This window comes from Neobacillus pocheonensis (genome assembly GCF_050477905.1).
GTDB classification, from domain to species: domain Bacteria; phylum Bacillota; class Bacilli; order Bacillales; family Cytobacillaceae; genus Neobacillus; species Neobacillus pocheonensis_A.
On sequence record NZ_JBCNAD010000036.1, the window covers coordinates 1 to 17,926 of the forward strand.

The following is a 17,926-nucleotide window of genomic DNA, read 5'->3' on the forward strand; positions in this document are numbered from 1 at the left end:
GTCTTTTTCTCAAGAAGTCTTTCATAAAAGTTTCCCTTGCAGCAACTGATCGATTTGCCGAACTTTCCGTTCAGGACAATGGTTCTGGAATTGCCGAAGAAAATCTGCCTTTGATTTTCGACCGTTTTTATCGTGCTGATGTTTCCCGTGCAAGAAGGACTGGAGGAGCAGGACTCGGGTTATCGATCACCAAGTCGATTGTTGAAGCACATGGCGGAAGAATTGACGTTGAGAGTTAATTAGGAACCGGCTCGAACTTTATTGTCCACTTGCTGTTATTAAGTACAAAGCCATCAAGTTAATTTGCTCATTTTTCAATTTCATGATTGAGTGCTTTAAAATCCTTGAATCTCAATTCTGGTAAAAGCTAAACAATAATCTGAAAAACACATGGGATCACACTTCCCATGTGTTTTCCTTATTAATCATTTTCCTCCAAAGTGCCTTTCGTTTCGATAAAAAAGATTTCCTTTATGAAAATAAAATTCTTAAGAAGTTCACTTTCATTGATTGATATACTTTTCGATAAATCTTTCGTTCTCAATACAAACTCTTTAACCCCAATAAATTCTGATTCTGCAATCAAGTAAAATTGTGTTCCTTTTTTATATTCATTGAATTGCTTTTTAAGTGTATATAACTTCATTGATTACCTCTATTGTAAAAATCAAATGATTTTGTTTCTGTTATTTTATTATAAAGAGAATTATACCATTTAATAATAGCGGTGGAATTGTAAACCTTCCTTCAACTAATCTGCCCTGTTAGCCCAATAACAAAAAAGGATTTCCGAGCAATCACTGTTCTTCAACTCTAGAACCTGTTTAATAGGAAGTAAGTTACTCATTGACGCATAATTTTCTCCATCTGTTTAACATCTTTATGTCAATTTTTGTGGCAAAATTTACTTTGTAATTTTCAACCAGAGCTATATAATTAAGGTATTAAACGAGAGGAGAATAAAAATGAAACAAGTTGCTCTCCATCAATGGCATAAAGAACATAATAAACGAATAGCAGAATTTCATAAGAACCACGAAATGAAAATACAACGTGGTGAAGATAGAAACGGTTTGTTAGCTAAATGGGAAAGTTTTTTTTATAACAATGTCATTTCCCCTCTTAAAAAATAAAACACTAATTAAATGAACTGTATAGTACAGTTCATTTTTTTTCGCATTTTGAGTCAAAAATACGCATTAAACGTTTTTTCTTCTTCAACCAAACTGCCGGGTTAGTGGAAGAAGAAAAGGGGTTGCCGCAACAACCCCCTTGATCGACTAACGCACCTGTTAACTTAATAACACCTCTGTATATTTAATTAATGTTTCATTAAAAAATTCACCATTTTGCTAAATGCTTTTTGTGCTGATTTTTCATTATATTGTGGAGAGTAAGGGTCACTGAATCCGTGTTTTCCGTTAAATTTATGTATTTCTATATTTTCTAAAGTTGAAATTAACTCGTCCACATTAAATGATTTTTCTTCTTGCGGGAGGAATAGCATTGTAGGACATTGTGGTGTTAATTCCACATAATTCCTAATACGTGAACCATAGTATCCAACTACCCCATCGACACATTCTTCGTCACTACACAACCAAGCAACAGTTGCCCCTACACTAAATCCGATGATAAATATTTTTTCGTATTCATCTTTAACATCTGATAATATATCTTTTATTTTATCCATAGCGTAAGCGAATCCAACGTTCTCCATAAAATTACGATAAGCAACTTCCTCTTGAAAATAATCGAAAGGTGTATCTCGTTCTAATAAATTTGGGCAAATGACATCAAAACTTTGTTTTGATAATAATTTACAAAAACACTGCATATGTTGGTTAATTCCATAAATTTCGTGTATTACAATAATTACAGTACCAGACTTTTTGTGTATTTGAATCATTTTGTACCTCCTTGAACAGCTACTCCTTTATACAAATTAATACCATATTATATCATTTCTTGTTCAACTAACCTTCGTTAGCGCAAAAAAGGAGTTGCCGCAGCAACTCCTTGTTCAGTTCAAACCTCATTTCAACAATGATTCGGTACTTTATTCTATGCTAAAGGCACGTATTCCTTCTTCAACTTCAAGCCCCTCCAGCCTCTTCATTTCTCTATTAAACATCGTAAGGAAAGGTTATTCCTAGGATGAAATGAGTAGGTAGGTTCCTTTACTCCCCTTTGAATCGCGGGACCCTTTTTTCATTAAAAGCCCTAATTCCCTCTTTGGCATCCCAGCTTCTTAGCGCCTCCTGTGCAAATTCCCATTCCACTTTAAAGGCATCTTCCAAAGGTAAATTTTGCAAGCTGACCACTGCTTTTTTAGTTGATTGAACCGCTATGGGTCCATTTTGGATGATTAGATTGGCATATCTATTGACTTCCTCCATTAACGAGTCTAAAGGAACCACTTTATTTATCAAACCGGCCTTTTCCGCTTCTGCAGCGGTTAGTTGCCGGCCCGTTAATAAGATTTCCATTGCCCGGCAGTAAGGGATTTGCCTGACCAGCCTTGCCAGCGATCCACCTGCAGCCATGATCGACCATCTTGGTTCGGGCAGACCGAAAACTGCATGATCAGCCGCAATTCTTATGTCGGTTGCTTGCAACAACTCTGTTCCACCCGCTAAACAATAACCATTTATCGCTGCAATAATCGGCTTGGTAATCGGATTAAATTTCATCATGGCATGATTGATACTTGACTCAAGCTGTTCGTCCCTCTGTTCTCCAAGTAATCGTGGAACCGTCATTTTTAAATCGGCACCAGAGCAAAAGGCCTTATCACCAGTTCCAGTAATAATCACAACCAATATGTCGGGGTCGTTTACGGCCCTTTGGAATGAATCACCTAAAAATTTCCATCCGTCCGGCGTTAAGGCATTATGGGCATCAGGCCGATTGATGGTTACAATCGCTCGATTCCCTTTTTTTCAAAGGTTAGTTCCTTTTCCATGATTCCTCCTTAACTTCGCCTCATTTTTTAATCGTAAAATTCAGACTAACTTAAGGGGTTCCATTCTGGAGAATAACTACCCATTATTCCTAACCTCCACCCCATTGAATTGCTCCCTCAAGCGGTATTTAAGAATTTTACCGCCCACCGTTTCAGGCAAACGATCGGTGAAGATGATCTTTTTCGGTGTCTCGTATCCGCCCAGTCTTTCACGGCAGAAATGAATCAACTCCTCATCCACTACACTTGCTCCGCTCTTAAGGACAACCACGCCCGTGACCATTTCCCCCCATTTCTCATGTGGTAAGGCGATAACCGCAACCTTTTCAACAGAAGGATGAAGCCTTAAAACGGCTTCCACTCTGATACTTGAGACGTTTTCACCTCCTGATTTGATGATATCCTTATAGCGGTCGACCATGATGGCTAAGCCATTTTCATCGTACATGCAGCTATCTCCTGAATGGAACCAGCCATATTTAAAGGCATTGCGGGTCGCTTCTTCATCCTTATAATATCCTGACATGATCGCAGGGGAGCGATAAACTGCTTCGCCAGGTATCCTTGACTCTGTAATCAGCTTCCCATTTTCATCCATGATGACAGAGGCCAAAAGAGGATTTGGCACCCCTACATAATTAACAGCTGGAGCTGTCTGTTCATGCAGTTCCGGCCATTTATCCGGCCAAAAACGAAAACAGGAGATGGCCTCTGTTTGACCAAAAATTTCAAAAGTCACCAAATCATAGCCGCAAATTTCCTTTAGCTTTTTCGTATAATCAGGGCTTAAAGCAGACCACCCATAGACAATGACTTTTAAACTTACAGGATCATATTTGTCGTTTTCCTTTATAAACAAATCAGTAAGCGCTGTCAAAAATGCCGGGGATCCTGACCAAAGGGCGGTTACCTTTTCATTTGTAATCGCATCAGCGATGTCAGTCGTATTCAGCGCCCTGCCGATAATAAATGTTCCCCCTGAAAGGAAGGGAGAAAAAGCGAAAATCTGATCTGCGACATGGAAGATAATTGGCAGAAAACTGCAAACCCTTAACTGATTTTCAAGCTGGTGTCCCCTGGTCAAGGACAAAGCGAAACTGTATGCAGCCATATAGGTATTTGTATGGGAAACCATCACGCATTTCGGCATCGTTGTGGTACCTGACGTGAACAGCATCTCCCAGATATCGTCCCCATGAATTTCCACGTCAGGTTCATCTATCGGCTGTCCCGCGTAGAACTCCTCAAATGACTGACTTCCGGGGACTACTTCTCCGCCAATCGGAATGGTAATATCAAGTTGAATATTATGGTTATTGAACACCGGCTCAATTTTTTTCCAATGTTCCGCGTCCGCAATATACAGTTTGGGTTCCACGAGATTAATTAAGTAGGATATGACATCGGGAGCCATCATCGTATTCATCGGTACGGCCACAAGCCCAGCCTTTGCAACTGCAATTTTGGCCAAAAATGCTTCTACCGAGTTATCGCAAAATAACAACACTTTATCGCCCTTATTTAAGCCCTTTTGCAAAAGAGCATGGGCAAATTGATTGGCCTTATTATCTGCTTGCAGATAGGTAAGTCTGGCATTGTCTGGATGGGAATACGCGCCCTCCCACCCGACCAAAGCTTCTTTATCTGGGAAACTGTACCTTAACCGTTCCAGCATATCCCCTACGCTGACCCGTTCCCATCTGTTTACTCTTCTTCTGTTATAAAGCGAAGTAACATCCAGTTTCATCCTCTTCACTCCCTAAAAAAGTGGGTCCTGCTTACGTTCTGATTACGATTCCTTGAATTCCTCTAATGAAAGGCCAAATCGTTATTTTTCAAAAAATCTTCCAATTGCTTCTCCGAATTCTTTACTCTTGAATCTTTCCGTTTGAATGATGGTTTCCAGATTTAATATTTGATCTAACGAGTAGTTCCTGTTTTTGATCAGTTGTTTAATATGCCTAAAGACTTGAGGAGCCATATTTTCGAATTGACTGGCATATTCAAACGTTTGTCGTTTCAAGTCCTCACCTTCCGCGACTTGATGAATTAATCCTATTTTTAAAGCCTCCTCACTAAGGATAGGCCTGCCCGTATATAGTACTTCTAAACTATTGGCTTCCCCAATGAGTAGAGGTAAGAAATAATGAGCACCCATATCTGGAATTAAACCAATTCGGGAAAAATTAAATTGGATGTTCGTTTGTTTGGCAGCTATTCTGATGTCGCATGCCAATGCAATGGAGGCACCCCCACCAGCGACTGCTCCATGTAAACTAGCAATTGTTGGAATTGGCAATTCATATAAAACTTTTGATAATCGTAGAAATTTAGAAATATAGTTTTCAATTGTACTATGATCTTTCTCGTAAATACCTAAAAATTCCTTTAAGTCCCCTCCACTACAAAAAGCACGGCCGGCGCCGGAAAAGATGATGGCATGATACTTATCCAATAAAGGGCCTCTAAGTTCACTTGTTAAATGAAAAAGTTCATCTATCATTAACATATTTAACGCATTGAGTTGTTTGGGCCGAGACAAAGTAACCTCTAATAATCCATCCTTCGGTTCCGTAATTAATAGGGTCTCATAATGATACAAACTATCACCTTCAATCAAATAATTACTTTGAAATTTAGTTTTCTATTTAATTAGGGTTTGATTACTAGAGTAGCTTTCACGAAGAATAAATTTTTGTATCTTTCCTGACTGTGTTCTTGGTAAGGTGGAGACAAAGTTAACATATTTGGGCTTCTTATAACTTCCTAAATTGGTGCGGCAATAATCAATTAATTCTTGTTCCGAAATTTCAGCGTTGTCTATTGGTTGGACAATGGCCATAATCGATTCACCCCAACGCTCATCGGGTACCCCAATAATGGCACAATCGTTAATACTCGGATGCTTTCTTAATGTCAGCTCTATTTCTTCCGGATAAATATTCATTCCGCCGCTGATAATCATGTCCTTTTTTCTTCCAACGATAAAAAGGAAATTTTCTTCATCCATTCTGCCGATATCTCCCGTATAGTACCAGCCATTTTTAAGGGCATTTTGAGTAGCTTCCGAATTGTTCCAGTATTCTTTTATTACTGCCGGTCCCTTTACGGCAATCTCACCCGGTTGTCCCGGTAGAACCGGCTGGCCATTTTCATCGACAATGGCAATCAAATTATGCAAAGTCGGCTTTCCGCATGACCCTATTTTCCTGATTGAATCTTTCTTCTTCAGTGCTGAAACAGTACCTCCTGCCTCGGTTGATCCATATACTTGGATAACATCGACATGTGGACAAACTTCCATTGTTTTCTCAATTAACGGAACAGGTACGGGAGCTCCCCCACACATGATCATTTTTAAACTCTTTAATTTTTCATTGAGGGAGCCGCTTCTTTGATGCATATCGTGTAACATGATTGGAACCAATAGAATCAAACTAATTTTATGTTTTTCGATATAATCGACTGTTTCATTTATTTCATAGTCGCCCATCCGCCGAATATGAACCGTTCCCCCCTGATGAAAAACGGACATGGTAAATTCATGACGACCCCCAATGTAGTTTAATCCGAGCAGAACATAGACACTATCTTCACTCGTTATGTTATAGTCCAAACTTTGCTGAATGGAATTCCAGAGAATCGTTCCGTGTGTCCAAACAGCTCCCTTAGGAAATCCCGTTGTTCCTGAAGTATAAATGATTTCGGCAGGATCATTGGCATCTACAGGAATATTAAGTGGTTCCGAATGAGCTCCAGCTAAAATAGAGTCATATTTTTTATAAGGAAGATCATTCACTTCACGTTTACCTAAATGAACGAGAATCGCATCCCTATATTCATTTAAACAACACTTAATATGATCAATATGGTCTTCCCCAAATACTATGACTTTAGGTTCTGCATGCTTTATTAAATGAGTAATTTCTTGTGGGGATAAACGGCTGTTTAGCGGGACAACAATAGCACCTGTTTCATAAATGGCAAAATTTATTTCCCAAAATTCTAAACAGTTTTTTGTTAGGACTACAACTCTATCCCCTTTACGAACTCCCAGATCATATAGCCCATTGGCAAATCTCATCGATCTTTCTTTCAATTCTTTGTAGGTTAAACTTTCTCCTTCGAACACAATGGCCTTTTTATCGAGGTCTAATCCTTCTCTTTTAATTAAGTAAGAAACATTCAAATGGTCAGTGAACCCCATGTCATTACCCCCAACCAATTTTATAGTTTAGTATGGAAAAAACGTGATTCCATGTCCTAAGGAGTTACCGCCATCAATGATAATATTTTCACCCGTGATATACCCACCTGCATGACTGGATAAAAAGGTTGCCAGCCACCCGAGTTCTTCAAGATTTCCTACTCGCTTTAAGGGCACAGCTTTTGTTGTATTATCAATAAAATGAGGGTCTGCAGCCGCCATCTCTTCTTGCATCCCCTCTGTAATGAATAATCCAGCCCCAATAGAATTAATCCGGATCTTGTATCTGGCCCACTCTAATGCCAGGTTTTTCATTAAACCATATACCCCGTTCCGGGCGGCAACCGAATGAGCTATACCAGGTGCCCCCCGGTGAAGGAAGGAAACGAGAATGTTTGTGATGGCTCCCCCATTCCCCTGTTTGATCATTTGTTTTCCCACTGCCTGGGTGACATAGAAGGTCCCATTTAAATTCGTCCGAATGACGGCATCCCAGCCGTTTTTCGAAAGTTCCTCGGCCCTTTTAGGAAATTGCCCGCCGGCATTGTTGATGAGGATATCGACCTTGCCAAAGCGATTGACTGTTTCCGCCACCAGGTTTTCGACTTGTTCCACTTCCCTGATATCAGTAGGAACGGATAACACATCAAATCCTTGGGAAACAAATTCTGCTTCCGTTGCTTTTAATACATGTTCCCTGCGTCCGGAAAGAACAATCTTTGCTCCCGCCTTTCCTAACTGATAGGCGATTTCTTTCCCGATTCCGGTTCCTCCTCCGGTAATTATTGCTACTTTGTCTTCTAATAGCGTTTTCGAAAAAATCTCTGAATTTGCCATTTCCCCACCCCCATTTTCATCCATTAAACCGGATGTACCGGACACTTTTTCTCTCCAAATGTAATGTCCTTTGATTCATAATAATCAAAATGGACAATCGCCTCGTCACGGAGCGAATTATACGGAATGACCTCATCAATAATGAGCTCCGAGCCAAGCGCGTAAATATTAATATCCTCTGAATATTCTTCTCGTAATCTCTGAATATAGGCCGGACGTTCTTCCTCTGGCAACGATTGAATTTTATTGTAATAGACGGCATTGATGGCAGCTTCCGGCCCCATGATGGCAATGGATGCTGACGGCAGTGCGATCACCTTTTCCGGATCATAAGCAGGGCCGCACATGGCATACAAGCCTGCCCCGTAACACTTTCTGACAATGACCGTTAGCTTAGGTACGGTAGCTTCGGACACGGCAGTAATAAATTTGGCGCCATGGCGGATAATTCCCTTTCTTTCCACCGATGTGCCGACCATGTATCCTGGAACATCCGCCAAAAATAGCAGCGGGATATTAAAGGCATTACATAGTGTCACAAATCTTGCTCCTTTGTCAGCCGTATCCACAAATAAGGTTCCGCCTTTGACTTTCGGTTGATTGGCGACAATTCCTACAACCCTGCCGCCTATGCGGGAAAAGCCAACAATCAGTTCTTGAGCAAACAGCTTTTTGATCTCAAACCAGCTGCCTTCATCAATGACACGGTCGATTAATTCATACATGTCATAAGGGCGGTTCATATCCTCTGGAATAATCTCTTTAATTGATCTCCCTTCCTTAGGTGAAATCGCTTCCACCATTTCAGGCGATTGTTTATAATTTTGCGGCATATACGAGAGATATTGTTTGATGATTTCGATGGCATCTTCATCATCCTTGGCTAAGACATCCCCAAGGCCGCTTGTGGAGCAATGCATTCTGGCCCCGCCCATTTCTTCCATCGTTGTTTTTTCGCCAATCACCATTTCTACCATTCTAGTAGAGCCTAAATAGGCACTTGCCTGTTTATCGACCATGATTACTAAATCAGAAAAGGCTGGGATATAAGCAGAACCGGCTGGGGAAGGACCGAAATTAATACAGATCTGTGGAACCATTCCTGACATTTTCACCTGATTGTAGAAAATTTTTCCGCTATGGCGGCGCCCTGGAAAAATTTCAATTTGATCCGTGATTCTGCCTCCAGCAGAATCAAGCATATAGATCATTGGAATTTTTAATTTCATCGCTAATTCCTGGATCCGAATCATTTTTTCGACTGATTTCAGCCCCCACGACCCAGCTTTTACGGTAGGATCGGCCGCTAAAAAGGCCACTTTGCACCCGTTGATTTTTCCGATCCCTGTCACCATAGCGTCTGCAGCCAAATCTGGCTTTAGTGCTTCTGCTAATAAACCCTCTTCACGAAAAGAGCCTGGATCTAACAGAAGTGCCAACCTTTCACGCACAAATAACTTGTTTTGTTCCTTGACACGGTTACGGTATTTTTCAGCCCCTCCTTGTTTGATTCGCTCTTTTTCCGCTTCGATTCTGTCCTCTTTTTGCTGATTTGTCAGCCTAAACGTCTCATTATAGGTCTTTTGCATTTGATTTCCTCCTTTATACCGTGACAATCTCTACGGTTACATCTTTTTCAATCACATCCCGGTCAATCAGGCATGAATACATTCCTAATAGCTGCCGCGGCTTTCCTCCTTTACCAAGGCCACCACCCCCGAATGGCGGTCCGTTGACTGCCAATGGCGACAATAATTTTCCAAACCTTAACACATCCGTTTTTTCCTTTGTCCGAATCGCAAAATATAAATAAATTTCATTCAATAAATCGGAATCCACCTTATGGGCAAGTGGTCCATGCAGTGAATTATAGCCAATGTAGCTGGTATGAATTTCTTCTGTTTTAATTTCAAGCCTCTCCATTTGTTTTCGGAGAATTTCCTCTGCTTTTTTTGCTTTTTCCAAGGCATGAGGCCATGAATACCCCATCATTCCATCACCGGCCCAGCCATTTTCGTATCCCATTAACACCTTTAAGGTTGGTGGTGCTGGTTTTCCCTTTACGTTGGAAACGCGAACTTGATCGGGTCCTACATCCTCAAAAACGGCGGATGTAAAATCGACTACCACATCAGGAGTAATATAAGAGCGCGGATCATGGATTTCATATAAGAATTGTTCCTTTACCGTATCTACACAAACTTTTCCGCCTGTTCCTGCTGTTTTTGTCAGAATGAAGGAACCATCGGCATCCACTTCTGCGATTGGATAACCAATCTTATCTAAATCCTCAATCTCCCACCAAGCTCCTGTATGATTTCCGCCGGTCACTTGACCCGAGCATTCCATTAGATGTCCTAATAAAACAGCCGATGCGATACGGTCCCAGTCATCGTATGACCAGTTAAATTCATAGATTAATGGAGCGGCAAATTGGGCAGAATCAGTTGTCCTTCCAGTAATAACCACATCAGCCCCCTGCTTTAATGCTTCTACAATCGGCTGTGCTCCCAGATACACCGAGGCAAATAATAGACGCTCCTGATAGTGCTCCCATGATTCTTCCTCGCTTTTATTCAAAAAATAGGGACTGACCTCAGGTAACCGGTCAAAGATGTTATCCCCTTTTACGAGACCAATTTTTAAATCGGCGTACCCTAGTTCCCCGGCAATTCTTTTCACTTCTGCAACCGCCCCATCAGGGTTGATCCCTCCGGCATTGGTGATTAACTTAATTCCTTTTGGATAGCATTCAGGCAGCAATAAATTCATCGTCTGGGTAATATCTTTTGTATAGCCCTTTGTAGGATCCTTTTTTCGATCCTTTTCTAAAATGGCCATTGTTAACTCAGCGAGATCATCGAAGCAAATGTATTGAACATTTCCGTTTCTGGCAATATCGAGGGCAGGCAGTACAGAATCACCATAATATCCCATCCCCGCGCCAATTCTAACTTTTTTCGGCATTCCATTCCCTCCAAACCTACTCATTTAGTAACAAGATTCATAGTGTAAAAGTTATCTGCCTTTCCAATTCGGCTGTCTTTTTTCCAGAAAGGCCTGTGCCCCTTCCTTAAGGTCATCGCTAAGGAAGGAAATCACACGTAATGTGTTGGCATAATCCAGCTTCTTGTTCCATTCCATATCCCGCGTTTTCACAAAACAGTCCATGCCGATTTTTAGTGCTAATGGACTGGCGGAGGCCAGCTGCCCGGCAAACTCTATCGCCGTTTCCATAACCTGCTCAGGCGGGACCACTTTATTGACTAATCCATATTCCATCGCTTTTTCAGCTTTAAAAATTTCCCCCGTAAAGCTAATTTCAAGTGCCTTTTTACTGCCCATTGCCTCAATCAAGACAGGAAGGATGACAAGTGGGAATAATCCCAATTTAATTTCCGTCGTTCCGAGTTTTGCATTAGCGGAGGCAATTGAATAATGACACGCGGCCACTAACCCCAAGCCGCCACCTAATGCATGACCATTGATCGCACCAATGACTGGTTTTCGCAGGCTTGATAGCGTTTGAAACAGCTGGGTGGTCGCCTCTCCTTCTTGATGAATTTCACTGGCCAGTTTTTCTTGATACCCTGCAAATTCCTTAATATTTCCTCCGGCACAAAATGAATTACCTGCACCGGTCAGAACGATTACATGGGCCGACTCATTTGCTTCCGCCGCTTTCAGGGTATCAATCAAGGTTAAACACATTTCCTTGGACAGAGAATTTCTGCTCTCAGGGTCATTTAATTCGACAATGCCAATATGTTCTTCATTATGAAAACGGACTAGTTCACCCATGTTATCCTCCTAAAAAATCGAATAGATTTGCGGTCCTTTTATTTCGATCCCCGCCAGAATGTAATCAGGAACTTCCACTTCCATTCGGAGCAAAGCTGCACTTAGAGATTTCCCTAAATTATCCATCCGAAGAGAGGAAGCCGACCCGCCGCCAAGCGCGTCATGTAACACAAATTTTAAAGCGAGCACATTGGGCACTTCATAGCGTTCAACATTACCTGTACATAAACCGGCAAAATGTTCCTTTACCCTCTCAGGAGTGACCTCTCTTTTTAATAGCTCATAGACTTCGAGATTTTTGGCAAACAAAGAAATATCAGAAATATTTCCTTTGTCCCCGGATCTCGACAACGCGATTTGATCAAGCTTAATCCTGCTCATCTTTATACCTCCTTCCCATTTCTATCCTTGCAGTCTGACTACCGTTTCATCCTCTTGAACAAAGTCACCTTCATTTTTTAAAATCGCCTCGACAACCCCGGATGCTTCGGAAACAATCGGAATTTCCATTTTCATTGATTCTAAAATGGCTACTTCCTGTCCTTCTTCTACCTGATCACCCACATTCACTAAAACCTTCCATAAACTTCCGCTCATATTTGACCTGATATTCATATCATTCCACTCCTACTCTATTAGTTTTTGTTTGCGCTTTTTTCACGCATTTTTTTTACAAGATTGGTAGAATAAAATCCATTATTAAATTCTTCATTCTCTAATACTTCCAACAAAAAGGGAATATTTGTTTTGATTCCTTCGATTTGTGTGGTCTCCAATGCGGTCTTCATCCTTACAATCGCCTCTTCCCTGTTGGAACCCTTGGAAACAATTTTGGCAATCATCGGATCATAGAAAGGTGTAATCGTTGAGTCACTGGCAATTCCGGTATCGATTCTAATCCCATCAGGCCAAACAAGCCGGCTGATGGTTCCTGGCGATGGAAAAAATCGGACAGAATCTTCTGCATAAATCCTGCACTCGATAGCGTGCGTTTCTCTTTTTATCGCTTCCTGCTTGAGTGGTAACGGTTTTTGATTGGCGATATCAATTTGCCACTCGACCAAATCCAAGCCGGTTGTTTCTTCCGTTACCGGATGTTCCACCTGAAGCCTTGTATTCATTTCTAAAAAGTAAAAATTTCCTTGTTCATCAAAAATAAATTCCATTGTTCCGAGATTGCGGTAGCCAATTCCTTGTGCTCCCTTTAAGGCCGCCTGAATTAAGTTCTCTAATTGTAAAGGCAGAATCGAAGGAGACGGACTTTCTTCGATGACCTTCTGATGCCGGCGTTGAACCGAGCATTCTCTTTCAAATAGATGAACGGCATTCCCAAAATGATCAATCGCAATTTGCATCTCAATATGTCTTGGATTCTCGATGTATTTTTCAATGAAAATTAAGGAATCTCCAAAGAATTTTTCGGAACGGCTTTTCGTCGAGAAAAACGCTTTCTTAAGCTCTTCTTCCGAATAAACTAATTCCATGCCAATTCCGCCTCCGCCTGCACTTGCCTTTAGCATGACGGGGTATCCAATCGAACCGGCTATTTGCAATGCCTCTTCTACCGAATCAATGGCATGGCTGCTCCCGGGAACAATGGGGACATCAAGCTCCTTCATTTTCTTTCTTGCTTCGATCTTACTGCCCATCATTTTAATGACCTCACTGGATGGACCAATAAAGGTGATTCCTTCTTTTTCACATCTATCCACGAAATCACTATTTTCGGAAAGAAACCCATACCCGGGGTGAATGGCGTCCGCTCCTGATTGTAAGGCAACTTTTATGATTTCATTCATCTTTAAATAGCTTTGAAATGCCGGCGGCGGGCCAATTAAGTAGGCTTCATCCGCTTCTTCCACATAGGGCATTTGTTCATCGGCTTCTGAATAAATCGCAACCGTTTTAATTCCAAGCCTCCTGCAGGTTTTGATAATTCTGCTGGCAATCTCTCCACGGTTTGCTATCAGTAGTTTTTTTATCGTCATACATATCCTCCAATCACCCGTCATTTCAACTATCAGTTACGCAGCTTGTTTTGGGATTTCATCTTTATTACTTGCAATAATCGTGCCAAGGCCCGAAGGCGAACCAAGAAACAAAAATGAGTTCCTTTGGCCCTTTCGTGTGTAATCATTATGAGCATTTGCGTCAAAGAGATGAACAACTGTTAAATATATTTACAGCCCTGTGAATGCCGATTACGATTCCAACACCATTTTACTTTTTGCAATATTGTATAATTTCTGAATTTCGTTATAATATTAGACAACCTGTTAAACTTTTTAACATGAGAGGTGATTTGCCATTAAAGTGATGAAGGAGTTAAATATCAAGGATTATTGCTCTCCCCCATTAAAGCTGGGAGAAGACCATCCAATTTCTGAAGTAATCAGAGGATTTATAAATCAAAAAATTGATGTGGCCTGCATCGTCGATGACCTCGATTTTCCGCTTGGAATTGTAAGCAAATATTCTGTTTACCGGTCGATTTTAGAGGGGATGGAAATAAATGCACCATTGAAGGAAATCCTTCAAAGAGAAGTCCTGACCGTCAACGAACATGATACATTTATGAAAGTAAAGAATGTATTACTGCAGCATAATGTTGCCCATGGGATTGTTCTTAATGAACAGAATAAAGTAGCGGGGGTTATCAGTAAGTCGGATATCATCCGTGGGTTTTTACATGAAACAGAAATTCTTGTCAATCAATTATCCGGCTTAATTGAAAATCTAGAGGATATCGTCATCTCGATTGATCAAAATCGAAATATTGTCGCCTTTAATGGGGCGGCGGAGAGCGTTTCTTTTCGTAAGGAAGACGTCATTGGGAAAAGAATTGAGAAATACTTTCCGGAGATTTCCAATTACCTCGTGACAGCGCTAGATGATCATATGACGATTAAACAAAAAAAGGTAACCTTTGGCCCGATAAGCGGGATTGGCACCTTTATTCCGATTACATATAAAGAGAATACAAGTGGTGCTATTGCGATTATTCAAAACATGACCACATTAGAGGAATTCGCCCAAGAACTAGAAACCACCAAAAAGCTTCAACAAACTCTTCAACAGGCCATCGCCTTATCTTACGACGCTATCATTATTACAGATTTGGATGGCAGGATTACCCTTACAAATCAAGCATTTTTGGACTTATTTGAACAAACAGAGAAGAATATCATCTATCAGCCGCTTCATACAGCCCTTCCACAGCTTGGAAAATTTTCTACCGACCCAAACCTGAAAAAAGAAATTATGACCATCCATAATAAAACAGGAATATTAACGAAGGAATACATCGTTCATGCCGGAAAACAAGTGGGAATGATCATTAAAATCATCTCCAATCAGCTGGACCAATGGAAAGAATTGTTTTATCAAATTGATAAACTGGAAAGTGAATTAAATTATTACCGAAGTGAATACGAAAAATTAACCCAAAATTCCTCTTTTGATACTATTAAATCAAATAACCGAAATATGGCCAATCTCAAGCATCAGGCACTCTTAGCCGCTAAAAATAATTCGACTGTCCTGATAACTGGGGAAAGTGGAACTGGTAAGGAGCTATTTGCCGAGGCCATACATAAAGAATCAGGCAGAAAAGGCCATTTTATTCGAGTAAACTGTGCTGCCATTCCTGCTGAATTGCTGGAGTCCGAATTCTTTGGATATGCAGATGGCGCCTTTACCGGGGCGAGACGTGGGGGAAAAATAGGAAAATTTGAATTAGCTGACCGCGGAACGCTTTTTTTGGATGAAATTGGTGATATGCCTATACAGCTTCAATCCAAATTGCTGCGCGTTTTACAGGAAAGAAATTTTGAAAGAATTGGTGACCATCATACACGGACGGTTGATGTTCGAATTATTGCCGCAACCAACAAGGATTTACATCAAATGGTACTGGCAGGTACGTTTAGAGAGGATTTTTACTATCGGATTAATGTCGTAACCATCCCGATTCCTTCTCTAAGAGAACGAGCGGATGACATTCCGTTACTCTGTAATCACTTGATCCACAAACTAAATCAAAAATTAACTAAAGAAGTGATTGGCATCAGTCCTGATGCATTGATGACTCTGAAACAATATTCTTGGCCTGGAAACATTCGTCAATTGGAAAATATCTTAGAAAGAGCCATGAACTTTGATGTGAAAAACTGGATTGATGTCATTCATTTACCAACGCACTTAGTAGAAAAAAAAGTGCCGGAAAGAAAGATAGCAAACGAAGCATTCACTCCTTCTATACCTGTCAGACAGGATTCAGTAAATGAAATTGTTTCCTTAAAAGACTCAGAAAAATCGATGATCATGGAAACATTAGAGTCTGTCCAAGGAAATCGCTCAAAGGCTGCCGAACTGCTTGGCATAAGTCGGACCACCCTTTACAATAAATTGAAAAAGTATAACATTGAAACTAGCATTTCCTTCCAATTGAAATAATGAAACAGGAGACTGGGAATCCAGTCTCCTTTCTTCTATTCTATTGATTTATTTTTTCATTAGCATACAGGTTGATAAAATGATTCCGCAATACATGTTTTTGAATTTTCCCAGACGAAGTCATTGGGAATTCTTTTACAGTTACCACCCTTTTCGGAATCTTAAATCCTCCTAAAACACTCTTACATAATTGAATAATTTCTTCTTCTGGTATGTCCTGATCGTCTTTAGCAATCACAAAAGCAGTAAGTGCTTCTGTCCAGTGATCATGAGGCAGACCCACCACAGCTACATTTTGAACATTAGGATGTTTAAAGATCGTCTTTTCCACTTCAATAGAAGAGACATTGACTCCGCCTGTTTTAATCATATCTTTTTTCCGGTCAGCAAACCAGAGAATGGAATCTTCATCGAAATAGCCATAATCTCCGCTATGGAACCAGCCATGCGCAAAAGCTTCTTGCGTTTTCTTGGGGTCGTTTAAATACCCTTCCATTGTTTGCGGGCTCCGATAAACAATTTCGCCAATTTCTCCTTTTGGCAGAAATTCCCCCTGGTTGTTCATAATCTCTACTTCCACATTTACTGCCGGGGTTCCAACTGCTCCTGGTTTTATCAGCTGATGCTCAGGACGGAAAACAGTGGCAACTGGTGCCATTTCTGTTTGACCAAAAAGAAGGGCAAAATCACATTGAAATACTTCATGGGCTCTCTTAAGTTCTGTATCCGGCATGGGCGCCATGGCATATACACAAAGCCTTAATGAAGTTAAGTTATAATCGGTCCGCTTTGAATGATCCAGCAATGCACGATACATCATGGGCAAACCAAAAATTTGCGTAGCTTTTTCCTGCTCAATCAGTGACATTAGTTGCTCTGGTTCAAATTTTTTCATAATGACTGTTGTGCCGCCAGCAAGAAATACCGGGGTTGTGATGGCATTTAATTGGGCAACATGATAAATCGGTAGCATGGCAATCGAAACATCCTGCTCTGTAAACTTCAAATCATAGGCCGTTCCTAACGTATTAAAATAAACGGCAACATGACTGCTCATTACCCCTTTTGGATTTGAGGTGGTGCCGCTCGTATATAAACATTGCATCAAATCCCTGTCGGTTACCTCACAATAAACCTCAGAATCATCCTGCGCCCTCCATAAGGATTCCCAATCGTGAATACCTTTTGTTTCTGTTTGTAAAGAGATGGAATTTGGCTCCCCCTGGATGATAATCATTTCTTTAAGTGAATCTATTCCTTTACTCAGTCTTACTAAATCAAGAAATTGGGTCTCTACCACTACGGCTGTTGAGTCGGAATCTTTGAGGATATATTCCACTTCATTCGCTGTTAAACTAGTATTAATCGGAACGATCGTGATGCCTGCTTTAGCACATGCAAAATAGACGAGCAGGAATTCAATAGAATTACTGGATAGTAACGAAAGACGATCGCCCTTATTTAATCCAACTGATTGGAACCCGCGAGCCACCTTGTTCACCATTTTATTAAACTCGAAATAACTGAATCTCCGATCCCCTTCTACAACGGCTGTTTTGTTTGGGTACCTTTTCGCGCTTCTTTTTAAAATATCTCCCAAATTAACACGGTGAACCAGGTTATAATCTAACGACATGTGCATCCCCCTGCTTTTTGAAAAT

Annotated in this window: 17 protein-coding genes; 3 read left to right on the top strand and 14 right to left on the bottom strand. The window is 40.7% G+C overall.

All coding sequences use genetic code 11. From position 1 onward, the window contains the following. Nucleotides 1-239, top strand: a 239-nt coding sequence (locus ABES02_RS19805) for a sensor histidine kinase (protein WP_430138741.1), incomplete at its 5' end; no start/stop codon positions are given. A 182-nt stretch (nucleotides 240-421) separates the two neighbouring features. Here ABES02_RS19805 and ABES02_RS19810 read toward each other — a convergent pair. Next, nucleotides 422-646 carry a hypothetical protein gene (locus tag ABES02_RS19810; RefSeq protein ID WP_430138744.1) on the bottom strand — a complete coding sequence of 75 codons (225 nt, stop codon included), beginning with the start codon at nucleotides 644-646 and terminating at the stop codon, nucleotides 422-424. Between the two features lie 319 nt (nucleotides 647-965). On the opposite strand from ABES02_RS19810, the gene ABES02_RS19815 reads away from it, so the two are divergent. Next, on the top strand, nucleotides 966-1,133 hold the full coding sequence (locus ABES02_RS19815; protein WP_430138747.1) for a hypothetical protein: 168 nt from the start codon (nucleotides 966-968) through the stop codon (nucleotides 1,131-1,133). A 188-nt stretch (nucleotides 1,134-1,321) separates the two neighbouring features. On the opposite strand, the gene ABES02_RS19820 is transcribed toward ABES02_RS19815, so the two are convergent. The 12 genes from ABES02_RS19820 to ABES02_RS19875 all read right to left on the bottom strand — a co-directional run bounded on the left by ABES02_RS19820 (nucleotide 1,322) and on the right by ABES02_RS19875 (nucleotide 13,798). Continuing rightward, complete coding sequence (locus tag ABES02_RS19820; RefSeq protein ID WP_430138749.1) at nucleotides 1,322-1,909, bottom strand: dienelactone hydrolase family protein; 588 nt, start codon at nucleotides 1,907-1,909, stop codon at nucleotides 1,322-1,324. Between the two features lie 271 nt (nucleotides 1,910-2,180). Next, nucleotides 2,181-2,924, bottom strand: coding sequence for an enoyl-CoA hydratase-related protein (locus ABES02_RS19825; RefSeq protein ID WP_430138894.1), 744 nt, complete (start codon nucleotides 2,922-2,924; stop codon nucleotides 2,181-2,183). A 117-nt stretch (nucleotides 2,925-3,041) separates the two neighbouring features. Beyond that, a complete protein-coding gene (locus ABES02_RS19830) occupies nucleotides 3,042-4,712 on the bottom strand; it encodes a class I adenylate-forming enzyme family protein (protein ID WP_430138752.1) in 1,671 nt (556 codons plus the stop codon). Between the two features lie 81 nt (nucleotides 4,713-4,793). Then, on the bottom strand, nucleotides 4,794-5,567 hold the full coding sequence (locus ABES02_RS19835) for an enoyl-CoA hydratase/isomerase family protein (protein WP_430138755.1): 774 nt from the start codon (nucleotides 5,565-5,567) through the stop codon (nucleotides 4,794-4,796). Between the two features lie 42 nt (nucleotides 5,568-5,609). Next, complete coding sequence (locus ABES02_RS19840; protein WP_430138758.1) at nucleotides 5,610-7,172, bottom strand: class I adenylate-forming enzyme family protein; 1,563 nt, start codon at nucleotides 7,170-7,172, stop codon at nucleotides 5,610-5,612. A 27-nt stretch (nucleotides 7,173-7,199) separates the two neighbouring features. Beyond that, on the bottom strand, nucleotides 7,200-8,009 hold the full coding sequence (locus ABES02_RS19845) for an SDR family oxidoreductase (protein WP_430138761.1): 810 nt from the start codon (nucleotides 8,007-8,009) through the stop codon (nucleotides 7,200-7,202). Between the two features lie 23 nt (nucleotides 8,010-8,032). After that, nucleotides 8,033-9,598 carry an acyl-CoA carboxylase subunit beta gene (locus ABES02_RS19850; RefSeq protein ID WP_430138764.1) on the bottom strand — a complete coding sequence of 522 codons (1,566 nt, stop codon included), beginning with the start codon at nucleotides 9,596-9,598 and terminating at the stop codon, nucleotides 8,033-8,035. 13 nt (nucleotides 9,599-9,611) lie between these two features. Further along, nucleotides 9,612-10,976, bottom strand: a complete 1,365-nt coding sequence (locus ABES02_RS19855) for an acyclic terpene utilization AtuA family protein (RefSeq protein WP_430138767.1) — start codon at nucleotides 10,974-10,976, stop codon at nucleotides 9,612-9,614. Between the two features lie 51 nt (nucleotides 10,977-11,027). Further along, on the bottom strand, nucleotides 11,028-11,810 hold the full coding sequence (locus tag ABES02_RS19860; RefSeq protein WP_430138769.1) for an enoyl-CoA hydratase/isomerase family protein: 783 nt from the start codon (nucleotides 11,808-11,810) through the stop codon (nucleotides 11,028-11,030). 9 nt (nucleotides 11,811-11,819) lie between these two features. Then, nucleotides 11,820-12,191, bottom strand: coding sequence for an AtuA-related protein (locus ABES02_RS19865; protein ID WP_430138770.1), 372 nt, complete (start codon nucleotides 12,189-12,191; stop codon nucleotides 11,820-11,822). Between the two features lie 21 nt (nucleotides 12,192-12,212). Continuing rightward, nucleotides 12,213-12,425, bottom strand: coding sequence for an acetyl-CoA carboxylase biotin carboxyl carrier protein subunit (locus tag ABES02_RS19870; protein WP_430138773.1), 213 nt, complete (start codon nucleotides 12,423-12,425; stop codon nucleotides 12,213-12,215). A 20-nt stretch (nucleotides 12,426-12,445) separates the two neighbouring features. After that, a complete protein-coding gene (locus tag ABES02_RS19875; RefSeq protein ID WP_430138775.1) occupies nucleotides 12,446-13,798 on the bottom strand; it encodes an acetyl-CoA carboxylase biotin carboxylase subunit in 1,353 nt (450 codons plus the stop codon). Between the two features lie 328 nt (nucleotides 13,799-14,126). Between ABES02_RS19875 and ABES02_RS19880 the strand changes: the two genes are divergently transcribed. Beyond that, nucleotides 14,127-16,265, top strand: coding sequence for a sigma 54-interacting transcriptional regulator (locus tag ABES02_RS19880; protein WP_430138897.1), 2,139 nt, complete (start codon nucleotides 14,127-14,129; stop codon nucleotides 16,263-16,265). A 40-nt stretch (nucleotides 16,266-16,305) separates the two neighbouring features. Here the strand turns inward: ABES02_RS19880 and ABES02_RS19885 are convergent, their stop codons facing one another. Continuing rightward, entirely contained in the window at nucleotides 16,306-17,901 is a 1,596-nt protein-coding gene (locus ABES02_RS19885) for a long-chain-fatty-acid--CoA ligase (RefSeq protein WP_430138778.1), read from the bottom strand. Nucleotides 17,902-17,926: the final 25 nt, after the last annotated feature.

Excerpts from the sequence above, each read along its gene's own strand:
- ABES02_RS19810 (WP_430138744.1), bottom strand. The coding sequence starts at position 646 with ATGAAGTTATATACACTTAAAAAGCAATTCAATGAATATAAAAAAGGA.
- ABES02_RS19815 (WP_430138747.1), top strand. The coding sequence starts at position 966 with ATGAAACAAGTTGCTCTCCATCAATGGCATAAAGAACATAATAAACGA.
- ABES02_RS19820 (WP_430138749.1), bottom strand. The coding sequence starts at position 1,909 with ATGATTCAAATACACAAAAAGTCTGGTACTGTAATTATTGTAATACAC.
- ABES02_RS19830 (WP_430138752.1), bottom strand. The coding sequence starts at position 4,712 with ATGAAACTGGATGTTACTTCGCTTTATAACAGAAGAAGAGTAAACAGA.
- ABES02_RS19840 (WP_430138758.1), bottom strand. The coding sequence starts at position 7,172 with ATGGGGTTCACTGACCATTTGAATGTTTCTTACTTAATTAAAAGAGAA.
- ABES02_RS19845 (WP_430138761.1), bottom strand. The coding sequence starts at position 8,009 with ATGGCAAATTCAGAGATTTTTTCGAAAACGCTATTAGAAGACAAAGTA.
- ABES02_RS19850 (WP_430138764.1), bottom strand. The coding sequence starts at position 9,598 with ATGCAAAAGACCTATAATGAGACGTTTAGGCTGACAAATCAGCAAAAA.
- ABES02_RS19855 (WP_430138767.1), bottom strand. The coding sequence starts at position 10,976 with ATGCCGAAAAAAGTTAGAATTGGCGCGGGGATGGGATATTATGGTGAT.
- ABES02_RS19860 (WP_430138769.1), bottom strand. The coding sequence starts at position 11,810 with ATGGGTGAACTAGTCCGTTTTCATAATGAAGAACATATTGGCATTGTC.
- ABES02_RS19865 (WP_430138770.1), bottom strand. The coding sequence starts at position 12,191 with ATGAGCAGGATTAAGCTTGATCAAATCGCGTTGTCGAGATCCGGGGAC.
- ABES02_RS19870 (WP_430138773.1), bottom strand. The coding sequence starts at position 12,425 with ATGAATATCAGGTCAAATATGAGCGGAAGTTTATGGAAGGTTTTAGTG.
- ABES02_RS19875 (WP_430138775.1), bottom strand. The coding sequence starts at position 13,798 with ATGACGATAAAAAAACTACTGATAGCAAACCGTGGAGAGATTGCCAGC.
- ABES02_RS19880 (WP_430138897.1), top strand. The coding sequence starts at position 14,127 with ATGAAGGAGTTAAATATCAAGGATTATTGCTCTCCCCCATTAAAGCTG.
- ABES02_RS19885 (WP_430138778.1), bottom strand. The coding sequence starts at position 17,901 with ATGTCGTTAGATTATAACCTGGTTCACCGTGTTAATTTGGGAGATATT.